Raw genomic sequence first — 17342 nt, forward strand, 5'->3', positions numbered from 1 at the left:
ATATTATTACTATTTCTAACTTTGCGATCTGTATCTTAATTAACTTTATCGAGGAGGAATAAACTTTCAGAATTAATGGAGTTTGCTTTTATGTAAGCACTCAAACCATGCAGTGGTAATCTATATAATTGATTATTTCGTATTAGGTTTTATTCCTAAATGCATTGCTGCCACTCCACCAGTAAATGGTTTTACTTGAATTCTTTCAAACCCTGCCTCTTTAAACATATCAGCAAGTTCCTTCATTCCAGGAAAATCACGAGCCGATTCTTGTAACCATGAATATTCTTGATAACTTTTTGCGAACAACTTACCAAATAAAGGCATAATAAAGCGAAAATATAAATAATATCCTTGTTTAAATAGAGGTGCTGTTGGTTGTGAGGTTTCCAAACATACAGCCTTGCCGCCTGGTTTCAAAACTCGATTCATTTCTTTTAATACCTGCATGTAGTCTGGTACATTTCTTAATCCGAAACCAATTGTCACGAAGTCAAAGGATTGATCTTCAAAAGGTAGTTTCATTGCATTTCCATGAATAAGTTCTACATTTGATAAGCCAAGCTGCGTAACCTTTTGCTGTCCGATTTGAAGCATATTTTGACTGAAATCTAGCCCTATCACCTGTCCGTTAGGACCAACCTCATTTGCAAGTGCAATACTCCAATCAGCTGTACCACAACAAACATCTAATGCCTTTTGACCTGGTTTAACTTGCATTCGCTTCATGGTTTCTTTTCTCCATGCAATATGACGCTGAAAGCTTATAACTGAATTCATTTGATCATAGTTTTTGTATATTTTTTCAAATACTCCATGGACTCTTTCTTCTTTAGATTGATCCATTTTTACAAACCTTCTTCCACAGTCTTTTTATAATGTAATGTTTCATAGAAACGAATGGATTGCAATCGTTTATGCAGTAGATTTTTTATAGCAGGAGTCTTAAGAAAACCTGATTCTAAAAGAGAGGACGTCTCTTCAAAATACATATTACATACTCTCTTTAAATAGTTACCTGAGAACATGCCTTCATATTTTTGATTTTCGGGAATATTTGATTCGTTCTCAATTTGAAATTTTTCATGAGATAGTCTTTTATAAATTAAAAACTTTGTAGATATCAATTTCCATCGATCGAGATTAAAATGCTCGGCTACACGTTGAAATAAAGCTGTTTCGACAATAAGCAAACTATCCATTATAGATTGAATATTGACTTCATCATCATGGTAGAGTCTAATTTTATGTTCATTAATTTGCTTAATCGCGACGGCCAATGTTCTTACCATTTTGAAATCCTTTACCTCTGAAAGCATAAAATAATATAATCCACTAAAGTAATCGCCAGCCAATACGGTTAATTGTCTTTGCACAAATTCAGTTGAATTAATATTATTATGAGTTGTTACATCGTCATGAGTATCAAGGGCAATTTGAACAAGCATAGCCGTCAAAATATAACTTTCTTTTAATTCCTCTGAAAGATCTATCTCATCAAAAATTGCACAAAAGAGCAATAGCTTATCCTCATCTATTTTTGGTAAAGGTAAATACTTTCCCAAAAATGGATGTGTGAGTTTCTCCTCTAACGCTATTTTCATTTTCGCTAACTTTACATAGATGTCCTGCAAATATATCACCCTTGTCCCCAATTTAACATTCTCTCTCTATTGAATGTTACAATAGCTATTCATGTAAAAATCTATACAGAATCCACTCAAGTGGAAGCTAAGCGGTTAACGTGGAAAAGGGGACGGTTATCCACTTTTAAGTGTTCGTCAATACCTATAATCCACATATTTTATGTAGTAAATCATGCAATATAAATTAGTATCATGGTTAATATTGTAACGTTAATTAATATTCTTCCATTCAAAAATTAAATTACAATCAATTATAACACAATGAATCATATTTGTTCTTTTTAATCTACTTTATGCAGTCTACACTGTTTTTAAACGCAAATAAAAGCAGGGAACCCTGCTTATTTTCGTGAATCACTTTCTAATTCTCCAATGCCTGTTTGAATATGCGCTTTACCTCTTATTTTAATTGCAGAAGTATGTTCTGTGAACTGAGCTATCATCACTTCACCTTTATCTAGCTTTTCAGAGTGATGAAATCGAGTATCTGAACCTCTAGTAAGTCCGATCACGTTCACGCCATCCTCAATGGCTTTTATCATAACGAAGTCATTTTTTTGATTCATTCCTACACCTGCCTATTTACAGATTGTCTTTTTAAACCTATTAAGATTATTTTAATGATATATGCATTTCAGACTTGCCAATAAATCATGAAATCAACCATAACATATCTCTATCATACCACTTAATAAATGATGAAGACTATCTTTATGTTTTAAATTCATATGATTTTCCACCCAGGATAATGAAAAAGCTCATCCTTTAATTAATGATAATACTTCTGCTCTAGAAGCTTCATCTTTTCTAAATATCCCTCTTACAGCAGATGTAACTGTTTGCGAACCTGGCTTTTTAACACCTCTCATTGTCATACACATGTGTTCTGCCTCTACAACAACCATAACCCCATGAGGTTCAAGAGATCTATTTATACTATCTGCTATAGTAGATGTGATTCTCTCTTGTAATTGGGGTCTTTTAGCAACTGCCTCAACTGCACGTGCAAGCTTGCTAAGACCTGTCACCTTGCCACCTTTAGGAATATAAGCTACATGTGCTTTACCATAAAAAGGAACTAAATGATGCTCACACATTGAATAAAAAGGAATATCTTTAACTAATACTAGTTCTTCATGATCCTCACCGAAAATTGTTTTAAAATGTTCTGATGGGTCTTCATCTAACCCGCTGAAAACTTCACCATACATTTTAGCAACACGTTTGGGGGTATCTAGTAAGCCCTCTCGCGTTGGGTCTTCACCGATCGCTTCAAGTATTAACTTTACCGCTTGTTCGATTTTCCCAAAATCCACTTGTCCCATTTCTGTCCTCCTATTCGATTACATTTGATTTTAGATTCTAGCATAAATAATAAGATAAAAGCAAAATTAAAAGTGTAAAGAGGTATACTGCAGGCTATCATTAAAGGGCAAAGTAGAAGGTGTTTTTTCTCTTCAAGTATGGATTTCCCACTGCCGATTGACACACCTGAAGTGGATAATGAAACCATTCCGACAGACAAATGAAAAGCCCCTTAGAAAGGGGCTTCTGTGAAGAATGGCTGTATGTAATAGATATTACATGACAAACTATAACTTATTTTCCTGCTACAGCGTCTTTAAGTGCTTTACCTGGTTTGAAAGCAGGCACCTTGCTAGCAGCAATTTCAATTTCCTCACCAGTTTGTGGGTTACGACCTTTACGAGCCGCACGCTCACGAACTTCGAAGTTACCAAAACCGATAAGTTGTACTTTATCACCATCTTTTAGTGCATCTAAAATTGTATCGAAAACAGCATCTACTGCTTTAGTTGCGTCTTTTTTAGATAATTCACTAGCTTCTGCTACCGCATTGATTAGTTCAGTTTTATTCATGCCTTTCACCTCCTCCCAAAGGGATGGAATTACTATTAGTCTTCATTTCTTCACAGATTCGATAAATTCTATACATGATAGAACGTGAAAATACTATCAACACGCTTATCTTATATGATTTTTCTACATAATTCAATGATTTTCATCATGAATATTGGTGTTTTAGGAAGAATCGACCAATAGAGAAAATAATTTCTGTAAAAAGAGTAACATAATAAAACAAGTGAATCAAGTTTTATCCTAATAAAAAACCAATCATATCAAGGGTTAATTACTAAAACAAGAATGAATGTTCTTATTTTAAGTTAAATTTCGCCACTTACATTACATTTTTGTAAATATTATCTTAATATATGTCATATTTGAGCATTTAGTATGAAATTTTATATCTATTTAACTTTATTAATTTACCAGAATAATAAAGGCGATGATAAAATTAATTTCCTTATAATTAAAAAAAGACCTCTTAAATAGAGGTCCAAAAGTTATAATATAATCGCTATTAAACCACCGGAGCCTTCATTAATAATTCTCTCCAATGTTTCTTTTAGTTTATATCGAGCATTTTCAGGCATTAACGATAATTTCGCTTGAATTCCTTCACGGACAATGGAACTTAAGCTACGTCCAAAAATATCAGAATTCCATATTGATAATGGATTATCCTCAAAGTCTTGCATTAAATAGCGTACTAATTCTTCCGATTGCTTTTCAGTTCCAATGATTGGAGCAAATTCAGACTCTACGTCAACTTTGATCATATGAATAGATGGTGCAACAGCCTTAAGACGAACACCAAATCTTGATCCTTGTCTAATGATTTCAGGCTCATCAAGACTCATGTCACTCAAAGCAGGTGCTGCAATACCATATCCAGTTTGTTTTACCATCTTTAAAGCATCTGCAACTTGATCGTATTCAGCTTTAGCATAAGCAAAGTCCTGCATTAACTGTAGCAAATGATCTTTACCACGAATTTCTACTCCTACAACCTCTTTCAAAATTTGATCATATAAATCATTTGGAGCATATAAATCAATCTCAGCAATCCCTTGCCCCATCTCAATACCAGCTAAGCTTGCTTTGTTAATAAAATCATATTCACTAAATTGTCCGACAACTCGATCTACATCTCTAAGTCTTTTAATATCTTTTACTGTATCTTTTACAGCTTCCTGATAGCTCTCACGTAGCCAGTGATCTTCTCTTAAGACCATTACCCAACTTGGTAAGTTTACATTTACTTCCAACACAGGGAATTCGTATAAAGATTCTCTTAAGACACTCATAACATCTGATTCCCTCATGCTTTCAACACTCATTGCTAGCACTGGAATATCATATTTTTCATTTAATTGCTTGCGAAGGGCTTCCGTTTCAGGATGATGAGGGCGGACCGTATTAATAATCATAATAAACGGTTTCCCCACTTCTTTTAATTCTTCAATTACTCTTGATTCAGCTTCTAAGTAATCCTGGCGTGGTATATCTCCAATCGAACCATCAGTTGTAATCACACAACCAAGTGTAGAGTGCTCTTGAATAACCTTACGTGTTCCAATTTCTGCCGCTTCATGAAATGGTATTGGCTCTTCATACCAAGGAGTATTAATCATGCGAGGACCGTTTTCATCCTCATAACCTTTAGCGCCAGGAACAGTGTAACCTACACAGTCTACTAATCTAATATTGACATCAAGTCCCTCATCCACATGAATAGAAACTGCTTGATTCGGGACAAATTTCGGCTCAGTTGTCATAATTGTCTTACCAGCTGCACTTTGTGGTAATTCATCTTGAGCTCTAGCTTTGTCAGATTCATTGTCAATGTTAGGTAGTACGACTAATTCCATAAATTTCTTTATAAAAGTAGATTTACCTGTTCTTACTGCACCAACCACTCCTAAATATATATCGCCACCAGTTCGTTCAGCGATATCCTTGAAAATATCTACTTTTTCCAAGTGATCCCCTCCCGATCATACAATATTGGGATAAAGCTTATCCGTCTTCTTATAGGACATTATATATGTATGACGTTGTCCTATTTATTTATGCCTTTGCCCGCAATTTTTTTTCCAAATATCGATTTTTTTATTAATAACCCCTCAAAAGTGAAAAAGAAAACCCTTCTTTTAGAGTTTATTCTTTAAAGAAGGGTTCATGACTTTTTTATAAAGTTTTTTAAAAACAAAGTGTTATTCTTTCGCTTCAACAAATACAGGTTCGCCTTTTTCATTTATTCTATAGGGCAAAGAATACGCAGGAACAAAATAGGTATCCTTCACTAACAGATCCCGAATATCATCCCCCGGCTTGTAAGAATGTTCTTTTTCTTGCAATGCTTTAAATAAATCAATACGATAGTCTACATAAACCTTTGCGTTTTTATCGATAACTAAAGGTAAATTCTCCCCCGAAAACGGACTTTCAACGAATGGATCTTCGTCATATCCAAGTTTCTCATAATCTAATGTGTAGATATCATTTGTTATAAGATCTTTAAATGGTGGATAACCATTTGATTGACGATAGACATCTAACCTAACAGTTAGTTCATGTATTGTCTCAGCAATACGTAAATCAATTAATTTCACTGTTGGGTTTTCTTCCACATCTACAAGTGTATATAAATAGATTCCACCACTTTCGTACGCGGTTCCTGGTGGTTCTGCCATATATTTAGGAGATAACGCTGAAAAATCTATTGGATATTTTTGATAAATCGGTGTTGTCATATCCCTCGTCTTTATAGGAAGTAGTCCTCCCGATTCTTCCTGAAATCGATCTACAGAATTTTGGACTGCAGCAATTTGGTCTTCATAGGGTATTGTATTTTTCTGTAGCTTTTCTTCTGGATAGAGACAACCAGATAAAAGGAAACAGCCAAAAAAACAAGCCATAATCTTAATAAATTTCATCCGCAATAACTTCCTTTTACATTTAATTATTCGGTAACAGGTCCGCTGAATACGACAAACAAAATGATAATCCCTGCTAGAATCATAAAAATATAGGCTAATATTGTAAAGATTACTTTTAATAACCCCTTTAATTTAAAGCGACTTAGATAAATAAACAATATTGCAATAAACATAAACCCCATCGATGCAAATGATATCCACATTTTCATAAGGGCTGCACTCATAAACAGACTCCTCCTTTAAAAACAAAACGCAAAAGCCTTGGTCATTCTCGGGCAAACAAATTAGATATTCATGAATAAAAGCTGTATTTACATACATTTCGATATAGCTAGACGCTTGCAGATGCAAGCACTTATCCACAGCACTTGAAATTTATCATTACCTAAGCTTTATGAAAAGCGTATCCGCCTTGTTCATTATGTATTAAAATTTTAAGACCTACTATTTATAATAACTAAAAGTTAATTCCATGGTCGATTATAATATACTTTACAGGGCTTGTCCAAAGCTTGTCCTTTTTATGTTAATCCTTGTTTAGATACAATAAAAAACTGAAGTAAAGAGGGGACGAACTTTACTTCAGCAATTTATACGACTAAACAGTACCCATCAATAAGAACAACTCTTATTTGACTTCGTTGCATTCTATGCGGATATAAATGATTTTGCATCCTCTAATGCCTAGATATGCCGTGTAAACTTTACAAGTCAGGTTTTATTGGTCAGGCTACCCAAGAAATCAGATCAAACATGTCATATTAATCCGCATTATTAACATGCAGCTTTCATACCTTATAGGATATATTGTTCCTATTTTTTTAATTCTTCGTATTATATGCTAGGTATGATGTGTTTGTCACCTATTAACAGAAGGAAATGGGTAAGTAACTAGGCTATTTTATTTGAATGGCTTCCCGATTTAGAAAATAGACTAGTTCTATTAATAATGCAGCTCCATTTGGGCTTGCTGTATTGATTAGTCATTCTAATAGTACATGTAATTCAACTATAGAAAGTGTGACTGAAGTAAATATATATTCGATTTGAATTATCGATTTTCCATTATGTTCACAAGATCTTCCATTTCATGTGTTTTTACACGTGCCATTAAAGAATCAACCGCTACTTTTGGCGATTGTCCATTAAATAATACCTCGTATAAAGCCTCAGTTATTGGCATTTTCACATCATATTTATGAGCAAGCTGGTAGGCAGCTTTTGTTGTCCGTACTCCTTCAACTACCATTCCCATATTTTCTAATACTTCTTCTAGCTTTTGACCTTTCCCAAGCAGATTACCTGCTCTCCAGTTCCTAGAATGCACGCTTGTACACGTAACAATTAAATCTCCAATTCCAGTTAAACCTGAAAAAGTTAATGGGTTCCCCCCCATCTTGCTACCTAACCGTGCAATTTCAGCAAGTCCACGGGTAATAAGAGCAGCTTTTGCATTATCACCATAACCTAGACCATCTGTAATACCAGCAGCCAAAGCGATAATATTTTTCAATGCTCCACCGATTTCTACACCAATAACATCAGGATTGGTATAGACGCGGAAATGTTGATTAATAAACAAATCTTGTATGTATTCAGCAGCTACCATATTTTTAGATGAAGATGTTACTGTTGTAATATGTCTTTGACTAACCTCTTCTGCATGGCTTGGACCAGATAGGACAACAACATCCTTTAGTAAGTGACTTGGCATCTCAGCTTCAATTATTTCTGATATACGTAAGAGTGTATCAGGTTCAATCCCTTTGCTAACATGAACAATTGTAATTGCTTCTTTAATCACCTTCGTAATTTCATTCAAAACACCACGAATTGCTTTTGTAGGCACAGCAAGTACAATAGTTTTTGAACCTACCAAGCTTTCCTCTAAGTTTGAAAATCCCTCAATTTTAGCTGGCAATTCAACTCCTGGAAGGTATTTATCATTTTTTTTCGTTTTATTAATATTATTAATTAATTCTGGACGATGGCCCCATAACTTAACATTGTGACCGTTATCTGCAAGGACAATCGCTAAAGCCGTACCCCAACTCCCAGCACCTAACACTGTAATTTGTTCCATTTTGTCACGCCCCTTTTCTTTAAGAAATGAGACTAACCCCCATTAATATAGAGTTAGCCTTATTACACAATAGCAAATCATTTAAATTCAGGACTACTTTCTTTCTCGGGTAAAGATTTTTATAGGAGTACCCTCAAATTCAAAAGCTGCTCTTATTCGATTTTCTAAAAATCGTTCATAAGAAAAATGCATGAGTTCTGGATCATTAACAAAAACAACAAATGTAGGTGGCTTGACTGCAACCTGTGACGTATAGAATATTTTTAATCGTTTCCCTTTATGTGTTGGAGTTGGATTCATAGCGACAGCATCCATGACGACATCGTTTAAGACGTTTGTTTGAACTCTTCTAGAGTGATTTTCACTTGCTAAGATTATATTAGGCATTAATGTGTGAATACGTTTCTTTGTCATTGCTGACAAGAAAACGATCGGAGCATAGTCTAAGAATTTAAAATGTTCACGAATATTTTCTTCAAATTCCTTCATTGTTCGTTCGTCTTTTTCAACTGCATCCCATTTATTCACAACTATTACAACAGCTTTCCCAGCATCATGAGCATAACCTGCTATATGCTTGTCCTGTTCAATAATTCCTTCTTCACCATCTATAACAACTAAAATAACATCAGAACGATCAATTGCCTTTAATGCACGAAGAACACTGTATTTTTCTGTTGTTTCATATACTTTTCCTTTTTTTCTCATACCAGCTGTGTCAATAATAACAAACTCTTGACCTTCATATTTATATACTGTATCAATTGCATCACGAGTTGTACCCGCAATATCACTTACAATGACACGCTCTTCACCTAATATTGCATTTACAAGTGATGATTTGCCCACATTCGGTCTACCAATTAATGAAAACTTAATTGTTGTGTCATCATAGTCTTCTGCGCCTATATTTTTGAAATGTTTCGCCACTTCATCTAATAAATCACCTAATCCTAATCCATGAGAACCTGAAATCGGATATGGTTCTCCGAATCCTAGAGAATAAAAGTCATAAATATTTGCTCTCATTTCAGGGTTGTCCACCTTGTTAACAGCAAGTACAACAGGTTTATTTGAACGATAGAGAATTTTGGCTACCTCTTCATCTGCAGCAGTTACACCCTCACGTACATTTGTTAAGAAAATGATGACATCTGCTTCTTCAATTGCAATTTCAGCTTGTTGACGAATTTGTGATAAAAACGGTTCATCTCCGATATCTATTCCACCTGTATCGATGATATTAAATTGATTATTAAGCCATTCTCCAGAGTTATAGATTCGATCTCTTGTCACTCCAGGAATATCCTCTACAATCGAAACTCGTTCTCCTACAATTCGGTTAAAAATTGTAGATTTTCCTACATTAGGCCGTCCTACGATTGCAACAACTGGTTTTGCCATGTCTTACACCCTTCCTATTCTACATTCCATTATTATGTTTCCACATTTAATTGTGAATTTCCTAAAGAGAAGAAGTCTCAACTCACCTACATATAAGATGAGAAGCTGTACATTCAACAGTCTATGAAAAGTTAAAAATGTTCTATATCTAATTTCATAACATTAAAAGTATTTTAATACGACTGGGTAAACTTACAAAAGCACCAGCGCACTACATCACACCTAATATGTAAAAACTAATTTCCCTCTACAAAAGAAACCCTTCTATTTAAACAAGAAGGGCTTAACTTTTATATATTAGCAAACAATTCACAAATACTCAACTTAGTGTTTCACAATAATATACAAATCTTCCCCAATTCCATGTGCTATTCCATCTAATATTGCTTCAAGATTTTTGGCATAAAAATGCATTTCCTCTTGAGTTTTGCAAATGAAAATTGCAGTACCACCAGCAGCTTTCGTTTCATCAGTTGTAATGATAGCCAGTATATATTTTTCAAGTACACTACTCATTTTTTTCCTCCATGTCGGTTTGCCTTCGCTTCAGATGGCATTCTAATAGCATTTTCAAGTGTTGGACAATCTCCAATTACTTGAATTGCTTTTTCAATATCACGTTCTTGAGGAAGTACAAACACACCTAGTCGACCATCATCAAGATCTCTTTTTGCCAACGGAACCAAAGATGGTTCTCCTGAATCACGAACAACCCCTAATGCAGTCGATACATCATGAAGTATCGCTTGACGTTGTCCTAAATTAGCAATTGTTGTTTTTGAGTTGTCATTTTTAGGCGTGAGAACAAAACCTAGACCATACTTTAAAATGGCCTTTTGTTTATCAGGAATCCCTATATTCATTATATAAATATCATCAACATATAATCCTGCTCCTTCAAAATGAAGATCTGCTGTTTTGATATTTACTATATCCTTTATTCTACTTCCAGCCATAAGCTTTCTACAAATAAAAAAACAAATAGCCCCAACAATTAATGCAGTATAAATATTTACTGTTAAATAGGCAAATGTAGTAAGCAATGATGTAAATATAACCAAATAATTTCTACTTTCAAACGCAATTGCAATTCCTTCAATATATGTACTCCCCCGCGGAACAAGTTCAAAACCATCCAAAACGGTTAACGTGTTCCTCTCCATATTACGAACATCACGAAATTGTGATGCTGCCAATGTAAGAAAGGTAATCGCGGTAAAATCCTCTTCCATAATCGATGGAACTGCAACTGTACCTAAACCAGCTGCAATAAACCCGAGCGCAATATGAATTATTTTCCCATGTAAGTAAGTAGGATATTGCCTATAATCTGTTCTAAGCATATGGAGACGAGTTAGAACTCCAACTATCACACCAAAAAGTACTGGCAACGTGTATTCATTCATATCATCCTTGTTTCTCCTTTGCCGGTTTTTGTAACGTTTGTTCAATAAAGACAATAAATTGTTGAGATATTGTGCAAATATAAATAATTAAGCACCCAATGACTATCATATCTAAAAAGGCAGCAGTCCCAATTGTTAAGCCTTTATGAAACTTCCCTAAAATAAACCAATATAAAAATTCGCCTTGACATACTGAAATAATGTAAAGAGCATACTTTTGTACAGTTTGTTTCCCTAGATAGATAGCTAACAAACTGACAGCTACACTTACGATTAATCGATAATCGAACAAAAACCAAACTGGATCATAAATTCGAAATAGTAAAATACCTGCATAAGCAAACATTAATGTTAATGTTGTCATATAAAAGGACACTATTCTTTGTTTTTTATGTTTAACAGCAAGGTAATATCCTAAAAGCAAAAATAATAGCAGCGAAACCCTGACATAAAAATCTCCAATAATCATATAAAATTCACTAATAATGATGTTAAGCATTATGAAAATTGCTAATTTTATTCTCGCTTTTCCTTTTTTCATAAAAAAAGTTGTAACAACCCAAGCTAACCACATAAGCCAATAAAAAAATATTCCTTCCACTCTCATCCCTCCTACTATTCCCATTATGTCTTTTTCCAATTACCTTTAATCGAAAAATTAACAAAAAATAGCACTAATGAATAAAAGAAAACAGACAAAAAATAATAGTACACATGATTGGAGGTTTTAAAATGGGAAAAGATCGTCAAGAAAAAAAGCTTAGAAAAAGCGGAAGAGTAGAATCTGATCGTGATCAATCACTTAACTACCCTGGGGCTACAACATTAGAAGGTCCTGAATCCGCTAGAAACAGAAATAAAAAATAATTAGAAGTTGTTTTGCCTGGTCCTATATTATTGTCCTTTACGAAGAGTTTACAGGTCACTGATAAGAACAAAAGCGCAAGCGCCTTGAACAGCATCGGGCAATTAAGACGCTCATGAATTGAAGGTGTTTTTAACCTTCAATTCTTGAGTGGCTTAGACCCAAGAGGGGCTAGGCGCTGGAACTGGATGCCAATCTCTTAGCAACAGTAATTGAATTTTATAATTTCCTGAATAATCGAGTAGGAGGGGGTGACTAACCCCCGACCTCTCACACCACCGTACGTACCGTTCGGTATACGGCGGTTCAAATTAAGTGTGACGTAAAGTTTCGTATCGTTCAGATAGACTTTTGAGACCCTCTTTTCTCCAGAAAGAGTTATTGAGGGCACGGTGAAGGATTGGACTACTGGTTATTCGCCAGTAGCCCTTTCTGCTATTTCCCCATTCATATGCTTTGTGTTTATCAATTCCTAGTCCTATAAGTTTCCTTATCCTTGTTTTAGGAAGTTTCCACTGTTTCCAGTAACACAATCTCAGTCTTCTTCGAATCCAACTTTCCAAACCTTTAAAGATACTTGGAGTATCTGCCAATGCGTAATACCCACACCAACCCACTAAATACTGATTTAATTTCTTTATTCTTACATCCATTGGTATCGGTGATTTTCTTGACGTTATTTCCCTAACCTTCTGTTTAAATCTCTTGATACTTTGTTTGGATATACGTATTTTCGGCTCTTTTCTGTTAGTAAAACTAAAGCCTAAGAATTTTCGGTTCCATGGTCGATCTACGGCTGATTTCTCACGATTTACCTTTAAACTAAGCTTCTTTTCAATGAAAGACGTTACACCCGCCATTGTTCGTAAGCCAGCTTTCTTAGATTTCACGTAAATATTACAATCATCCGCATACCTCACGAATTTATGCCCTCTATTCTCTAATTCTTTATCTAACAAATCTAGAATGATATTTGAAAGTAGTGGACTTAGCGGACCTCCTTGTGGAGTTCCCTCTGTATTTTGTGAGACCACGCCACCCATCATAATCCCGACATTGAGATATTTTCGAACAAGATTTAGTAGAACTTTATCGTCAATACGCTTTGACAGTAGCCCCATGAGTTTGTCATGGTTCACTTTATCGAAGAATTTCTCTAAGTCTATGTCGACTACCCACCTATAACCATCTTCGATGTATCTTTTCGCTTTCCGTACAGCGTCATGCCCTCGCCTTTGTGGACGAAACCCATAACTGTTTTCAGAAAATGTTGGGTCATGAATTGGGGTTAATGTTTGAGTAATCGCTTGTTGAATGAAACGGTCTATCACGGTAGGGATTCCTAGTAATCTAACTCCGCCGTTTGGTTTCGGGATTTCGACACGACGAACGGGTTGAGGTTCATAGGTTCCCTGTTGGAGAGACTTTCTCAATTCGTCCCAGTGCTCGACAATATACGAACGCAGGTATTGGGTCGACATCTTGTCTACACCGTGACTGCCTCCGTTACGTTCCACTCGTTTAAGAGCGTTCAGTAAGTTTTCTCGTGATAGAATTCGTTCCATTAACATTAAGATATATCCTCTCTACGTGAATGAGATGTTCTATTTGTGCCATTTGTAGCTCCACCCTCTTGAAGTCCCCTGTGTATTCACCACTTCTTCCTTCAAGTAAGTCTCGTAAGAGATTGTCTGCTTCTACACTACTTATGAACGCCTAGTTCTCATCCTTCCTAACTTGTTCAGTCCTTCCCTTTCATTCTCGAGTTTGAAAGGTACTATGACCTCTGCTGACTTCTGACTGTTCAGCTATCTATCACTAGATAGGTTACCAAGAGTGCTTGGCTTATCAGTCAGACCTCCCCAGGTAAGAGTACAGTCTTTCACTCCATCTATCTGCTTCATTTACTCTATACCACCTTCGGCAGAAAGGACTTTGTTTTGTTAAGCAAACTCATCCAATGGTATCTAGCCTTATATGAAGTTCGTGTTCCTCAGACCGGAGGTTTGCCGCTCGCTTCCTTCAGATTCTGCGTCACCACAGACACCCTTGCGTTAAGCTACTGCTACTTCTGCCTTCACAGTTCGGGACTTTCACCCTATAGACTGCACCCATGCTGGGCGCACTTAAAAATGACTAGTTGGTTTAATAACCAACTAGCCATTTTTTCATCGAATTTTTCTGTTGCTATATTCCTTTGTATCGATACTTCTTTCAGTTAACCAATGATGGGTTTTTCCACTGATAATTAATGGAGCATATTGAAGTTCCTGTATTGTTCTAGAACCAAGTGCAGACATAACGATCGTTAATTCCTCTATCATTTGGTTAATTTCTTGCTCTAAATGCTCATAGCCCTTATCTATGAATACTTTCAGTAAATAACCAGCTACTCCTACTGATGATGCTCCTAACGCTATTGCCTTTGCAATGTCAAGTGCATCTTGAATACCACCTGAACCAATTACAGGGATACGTTTTAAACTGCTTACCTCTGCAATTGAGGCTGTAGTTGATATTCCCCATTGATCAAAAAACTTGAGCATTTTTCGCCTTCTCATATTTTCGATTTTTGAAAAATTTGTTCCTCCAAATCCTCCAACATCAACAGCAGTTACTCCTACCTCTTTTAACTTAGCGGCTACCTCTCGATTCATACCGAAGCCAACTTCTTTTACAATTACAGGTACGTCAACACCTTTGACAATTTGCTCAATTCTTGATAAGGCTCCACTAAAGTCACGGTCACCTTCTGGCATTACTAGTTCTTGTACTACATTTAAGTGGATTTGTAATGCATTCGCTTGAATCATATCAACTGCTATTTTTGCTTGTTCAACTGTTGCCTCACTGCCTAAATTCCCAAAGATAATTCCTTCTTTATTAACCTTTCTAATAATTTCATAGGAAGGACGCTCACTCTTATCTTTAATCGCAGACATTTGTGAACCAACTGCAACTGCTATATTTGCATTTTTTGCAGCTTTTGATAATGCTTCATTAATAATTACCGTATCCTCACCGCCACCACCGGTCATAGCATTTATAAAAAGAGGCGAACTTAAAGTAAGTTCGCCAACTTTTGTTGATAAATCTATTTCTGCTATAGACAAGTTTGGTAGACTCTGGTGAACAAAGGTAATATCATCGAATCCATTTGTGCGTTGTTGCCCCGTTGCTAATGCATGTTGGATATGTTCGATTTTTCTTTGTGCTCTTTTGCTCACCTATATCACCATTATTTAAGTTTTTTTAATTGATCCCCAATCATTTCACCTAATTGGAAGCCAGACGATGATTCTTCCTTTGCTTGGTAATTACGGAAATCTTCATCAGTTGCTTTTGGAGATTCTTCTAATTCACGAATGCTTAACGAAATGCGTTGTTCAGATTCATTAACATCTAATACCTTTACTTTAACCGATTGATTTTCATCTAATACTTCTTGTGGAGTACCAATATGTTTATTAGAAATTTGCGAAATGTGGACAAGGCCTTCAACTCCAGGTAAAATCTCTACAAATGCACCAAAGGATACTAGTCTTCTTACTTCACCTTCAAGAACATCTCCAACCTTTACTTTATCTGCAATATTTGCCCATGGTCCAGGGAGCGTTTCTTTAATAGATAAAGAAATTCTTTCATTATCACGATCAACTGCTAGAACTTTAACCGTTACATTCTGACCTTCTTCAACAACATCAGATGGTTTATCAATATGTGTATGGGAAAGCTGAGAAATATGAACTAACCCATCTATTCCACCAATATCAACAAAAGCACCAAAATCTGTAAGACGCTGAACTGTACCTTCGATTGTAGACCCTACCTTAATAGATTCTAATACAACTGATTTCTTTTCAGTTTGTTCTTTTTCTATTACAGCACGATGTGAAAGAATCACTCTGTTTTTCTCGCGGTCTAGCTCGACAACAATTAATGAAAGAGTTCTCCCCATGTATTCTGAAAAATCCTCTACAAAATGCGCTTCAACCAATGATGCAGGTATAAAGCCTCTTACTCCTAAATCAACAACAAGGCCACCTTTTACAACATCTTTAACTTCAGCTTGAAAGATTTCTTTTGATTCGAATTTTTGTTCTAATGAGTCCCATGCTTTTTCTGCATCTACTGCTCTTTTTGAAAGAACTAATGCTTCATCTTCAACCTTAGTTACTTTTAATTCTAATTCGTCATTTTCTTTTGTCACATCAGAAGCTTTTTCTACATGAAGGCTAGAAAGTTCACTAATTGGAATTATACCAGTATGCTTACAGTTTTCTATTTCGACAATAACCTGTTTTTCTTCTACCTTTGTCACGATACCCTTTACGATATCTCCAACTTCAGGCGTTTCAACTTGTACGTTATTCAACTCTTCTACCATTTCAATTACCCTCCTTGGTCAAAACCTGCGCGACTTTTGATTAAATATATGTAAGATTTCATTTTATTTAAAAGGAATTTTTATTCTTTGAAAATAAAATAAAAAAAACCTCTTTTAATAAACTTCTAATAAATGCTACTTTTTGTCAAGTAGTAAGTACTCATCTTGGTTACTTTTTGAGAAGTTTTCCTATTTCTCCCATAATAATCCCGGACATTTCCTCAGTAGTAATTTTTTTCTCACGATATTCGTCCATATTAATCGGCTTACCGTAAACAACCCGTAATGTTTTAAAAGGTTTATATGGCCCGATAATTGCACAAGGTACTACTGCAGCATTAGAACGGAGTGCAAAAAATCCCGCTCCAGGAAGTCCTTTACCTAATTCTCCATCTTTGCTTCTTGTTCCTTCTGGAAAAAATCCTAATACATTACCTTCTTTTAAAATTTTAAGACCTGTTCGCAGTGCTTCACGATCACTACCACCTCTGTTTACTGGAAAAGTCCCAAAGTTCATCAGTAAGTCCTTTAATATGGGCACTTTGAATAACTCTGCTTTCGCCATAAAAAATACTTTTCTTGGTGCAGTAATTCCAACGACTGGCGGGTCATAATTGCTAATATGATTGGTACAGAGAAACACCCCTCCATCTCTTGGGAAATTCTCTAAACCTTCGACTTTAATTCGATAAGTTGGCTTTAAAATACCAGCTACAACTGATCTTGCAAAAGGATATAATGACACGTTA

General features: G+C 35.4%; 18 protein-coding genes. 1 reads left to right on the top strand and 17 read right to left on the bottom strand.

Features of this window, described 5'->3' with window-relative positions:
• Nucleotides 1-132 precede the first annotated feature (132 nt).
• The 13 genes from HUW50_RS26315 to HUW50_RS26375 all read right to left on the bottom strand — a co-directional run bounded on the left by HUW50_RS26315 (nt 133) and on the right by HUW50_RS26375 (nt 11942).
• Nucleotides 133-846 carry a demethylmenaquinone methyltransferase gene (locus HUW50_RS26315; RefSeq protein ID WP_066331976.1) on the bottom strand — a complete coding sequence of 238 codons (714 nt, stop codon included), beginning with the start codon at nt 844-846 and terminating at the stop codon, nt 133-135.
• Between the two features lie 2 nt (nt 847-848).
• Complete coding sequence (locus HUW50_RS26320; protein WP_185653527.1) at nt 849-1634, bottom strand: heptaprenyl diphosphate synthase component 1; 786 nt, start codon at nt 1632-1634, stop codon at nt 849-851.
• A gap of 353 nt (nt 1635-1987) precedes the next feature.
• A complete protein-coding gene (mtrB, locus tag HUW50_RS26325) occupies nt 1988-2212 on the bottom strand; it encodes a trp RNA-binding attenuation protein MtrB (protein ID WP_066331986.1) in 225 nt (74 codons plus the stop codon).
• Between the two features lie 192 nt (nt 2213-2404).
• The gene (folE, locus tag HUW50_RS26330) at nt 2405-2971 is read right to left on the bottom strand and encodes a GTP cyclohydrolase I FolE (protein ID WP_066331987.1); all 567 of its coding nucleotides are present in this window, start codon (nt 2969-2971) and stop codon (nt 2405-2407) included.
• 274 nt (nt 2972-3245) lie between these two features.
• Nucleotides 3246-3524, bottom strand: a complete 279-nt coding sequence (gene hbs / locus HUW50_RS26335; protein WP_034332307.1) for a non-specific DNA-binding protein Hbs — start codon at nt 3522-3524, stop codon at nt 3246-3248.
• Nucleotides 3525-4009: 485 nt separating this feature from the next.
• Complete coding sequence (gene spoIVA, locus HUW50_RS26340; protein WP_185653528.1) at nt 4010-5488, bottom strand: stage IV sporulation protein A; 1479 nt, start codon at nt 5486-5488, stop codon at nt 4010-4012.
• Nucleotides 5489-5722: 234 nt separating this feature from the next.
• On the bottom strand, nt 5723-6445 hold the full coding sequence (locus HUW50_RS26345; protein ID WP_185653529.1) for a hypothetical protein: 723 nt from the start codon (nt 6443-6445) through the stop codon (nt 5723-5725).
• A 26-nt stretch (nt 6446-6471) separates the two neighbouring features.
• A complete protein-coding gene (locus tag HUW50_RS26350; RefSeq protein ID WP_066331999.1) occupies nt 6472-6672 on the bottom strand; it encodes a DUF2768 domain-containing protein in 201 nt (66 codons plus the stop codon).
• 827 nt (nt 6673-7499) lie between these two features.
• Nucleotides 7500-8531: an NAD(P)H-dependent glycerol-3-phosphate dehydrogenase gene (locus tag HUW50_RS26355; RefSeq protein ID WP_066332001.1), complete on the bottom strand. Its 1032-nt coding sequence runs from the start codon at nt 8529-8531 to the stop codon at nt 7500-7502.
• A gap of 93 nt (nt 8532-8624) precedes the next feature.
• Complete coding sequence (der, locus tag HUW50_RS26360) at nt 8625-9935, bottom strand: ribosome biogenesis GTPase Der (RefSeq protein ID WP_066332010.1); 1311 nt, start codon at nt 9933-9935, stop codon at nt 8625-8627.
• Nucleotides 9936-10259: 324 nt separating this feature from the next.
• On the bottom strand, nt 10260-10451 hold the full coding sequence (locus HUW50_RS26365) for a capping complex subunit for YIEGIA (protein WP_066332019.1): 192 nt from the start codon (nt 10449-10451) through the stop codon (nt 10260-10262).
• Complete coding sequence (locus HUW50_RS26370; RefSeq protein WP_066332021.1) at nt 10448-11341, bottom strand: YIEGIA family protein; 894 nt, start codon at nt 11339-11341, stop codon at nt 10448-10450. The genes HUW50_RS26365 and HUW50_RS26370 overlap by 4 nt, the downstream gene beginning before the upstream one ends.
• 1 nt (nt 11342) lies before the next feature.
• Complete coding sequence (locus HUW50_RS26375) at nt 11343-11942, bottom strand: YphA family membrane protein (protein WP_185653530.1); 600 nt, start codon at nt 11940-11942, stop codon at nt 11343-11345.
• 131 nt (nt 11943-12073) lie between these two features.
• On the opposite strand from HUW50_RS26375, the gene HUW50_RS26380 reads away from it, so the two are divergent.
• Nucleotides 12074-12208: a YpzI family protein gene (locus HUW50_RS26380; RefSeq protein ID WP_066332037.1), complete on the top strand. Its 135-nt coding sequence runs from the start codon at nt 12074-12076 to the stop codon at nt 12206-12208.
• Between the two features lie 309 nt (nt 12209-12517).
• Here HUW50_RS26380 and ltrA read toward each other — a convergent pair whose 3' ends face one another.
• The 4 genes from ltrA to HUW50_RS26400 all read right to left on the bottom strand — a co-directional run bounded on the left by ltrA (nt 12518) and on the right by HUW50_RS26400 (nt 17338).
• Nucleotides 12518-13777 (bottom strand): group II intron reverse transcriptase/maturase, encoded by a 1260-nt coding sequence (gene ltrA / locus HUW50_RS26385; RefSeq protein ID WP_185653531.1) that lies wholly within the window; start codon nt 13775-13777, stop codon nt 12518-12520.
• A gap of 597 nt (nt 13778-14374) precedes the next feature.
• A complete protein-coding gene (fni, locus tag HUW50_RS26390) occupies nt 14375-15433 on the bottom strand; it encodes a type 2 isopentenyl-diphosphate Delta-isomerase (protein ID WP_066332039.1) in 1059 nt (352 codons plus the stop codon).
• Between the two features lie 11 nt (nt 15434-15444).
• On the bottom strand, nt 15445-16593 hold the full coding sequence (gene rpsA / locus HUW50_RS26395; protein WP_066332041.1) for a 30S ribosomal protein S1: 1149 nt from the start codon (nt 16591-16593) through the stop codon (nt 15445-15447).
• Nucleotides 16594-16762: 169 nt separating this feature from the next.
• Nucleotides 16763-17338, bottom strand: coding sequence for a lysophospholipid acyltransferase family protein (locus HUW50_RS26400; RefSeq protein WP_066332043.1), 576 nt, complete (start codon nt 17336-17338; stop codon nt 16763-16765).
• Between the last annotated feature and the right edge of the window lie 4 nt (nt 17339-17342).

It is taken from the genome of Metabacillus sp. KUDC1714 (genome assembly GCF_014217835.1).
GTDB lineage: Bacteria > Bacillota > Bacilli > Bacillales > Bacillaceae > Metabacillus > Metabacillus rhizosphaerae.

What these genes read in the sequence shown, in the direction of transcription:
- HUW50_RS26315 (WP_066331976.1), bottom strand. Translation starts at nt 846, where the DNA reads ATGGATCAATCTAAAGAAGAAAGAGTCCATGGAGTATTTGAAAAAATA.
- mtrB (WP_066331986.1), bottom strand. Translation starts at nt 2,212, where the DNA reads ATGAATCAAAAAAATGACTTCGTTATGATAAAAGCCATTGAGGATGGC.
- folE (WP_066331987.1), bottom strand. Translation starts at nt 2,971, where the DNA reads ATGGGACAAGTGGATTTTGGGAAAATCGAACAAGCGGTAAAGTTAATA.
- hbs (WP_034332307.1), bottom strand. Translation starts at nt 3,524, where the DNA reads ATGAATAAAACTGAACTAATCAATGCGGTAGCAGAAGCTAGTGAATTA.
- HUW50_RS26345 (WP_185653529.1), bottom strand. Translation starts at nt 6,445, where the DNA reads ATGAAATTTATTAAGATTATGGCTTGTTTTTTTGGCTGTTTCCTTTTA.
- HUW50_RS26350 (WP_066331999.1), bottom strand. Translation starts at nt 6,672, where the DNA reads ATGAGTGCAGCCCTTATGAAAATGTGGATATCATTTGCATCGATGGGG.
- HUW50_RS26355 (WP_066332001.1), bottom strand. Translation starts at nt 8,531, where the DNA reads ATGGAACAAATTACAGTGTTAGGTGCTGGGAGTTGGGGTACGGCTTTA.
- der (WP_066332010.1), bottom strand. Translation starts at nt 9,935, where the DNA reads ATGGCAAAACCAGTTGTTGCAATCGTAGGACGGCCTAATGTAGGAAAA.
- HUW50_RS26365 (WP_066332019.1), bottom strand. Translation starts at nt 10,451, where the DNA reads ATGAGTAGTGTACTTGAAAAATATATACTGGCTATCATTACAACTGAT.
- HUW50_RS26370 (WP_066332021.1), bottom strand. Translation starts at nt 11,341, where the DNA reads ATGAATGAATACACGTTGCCAGTACTTTTTGGTGTGATAGTTGGAGTT.
- HUW50_RS26380 (WP_066332037.1), top strand. Translation starts at nt 12,074, where the DNA reads ATGGGAAAAGATCGTCAAGAAAAAAAGCTTAGAAAAAGCGGAAGAGTA.
- ltrA (WP_185653531.1), bottom strand. Translation starts at nt 13,777, where the DNA reads ATGTTAATGGAACGAATTCTATCACGAGAAAACTTACTGAACGCTCTT.
- rpsA (WP_066332041.1), bottom strand. Translation starts at nt 16,593, where the DNA reads ATGGTAGAAGAGTTGAATAACGTACAAGTTGAAACGCCTGAAGTTGGA.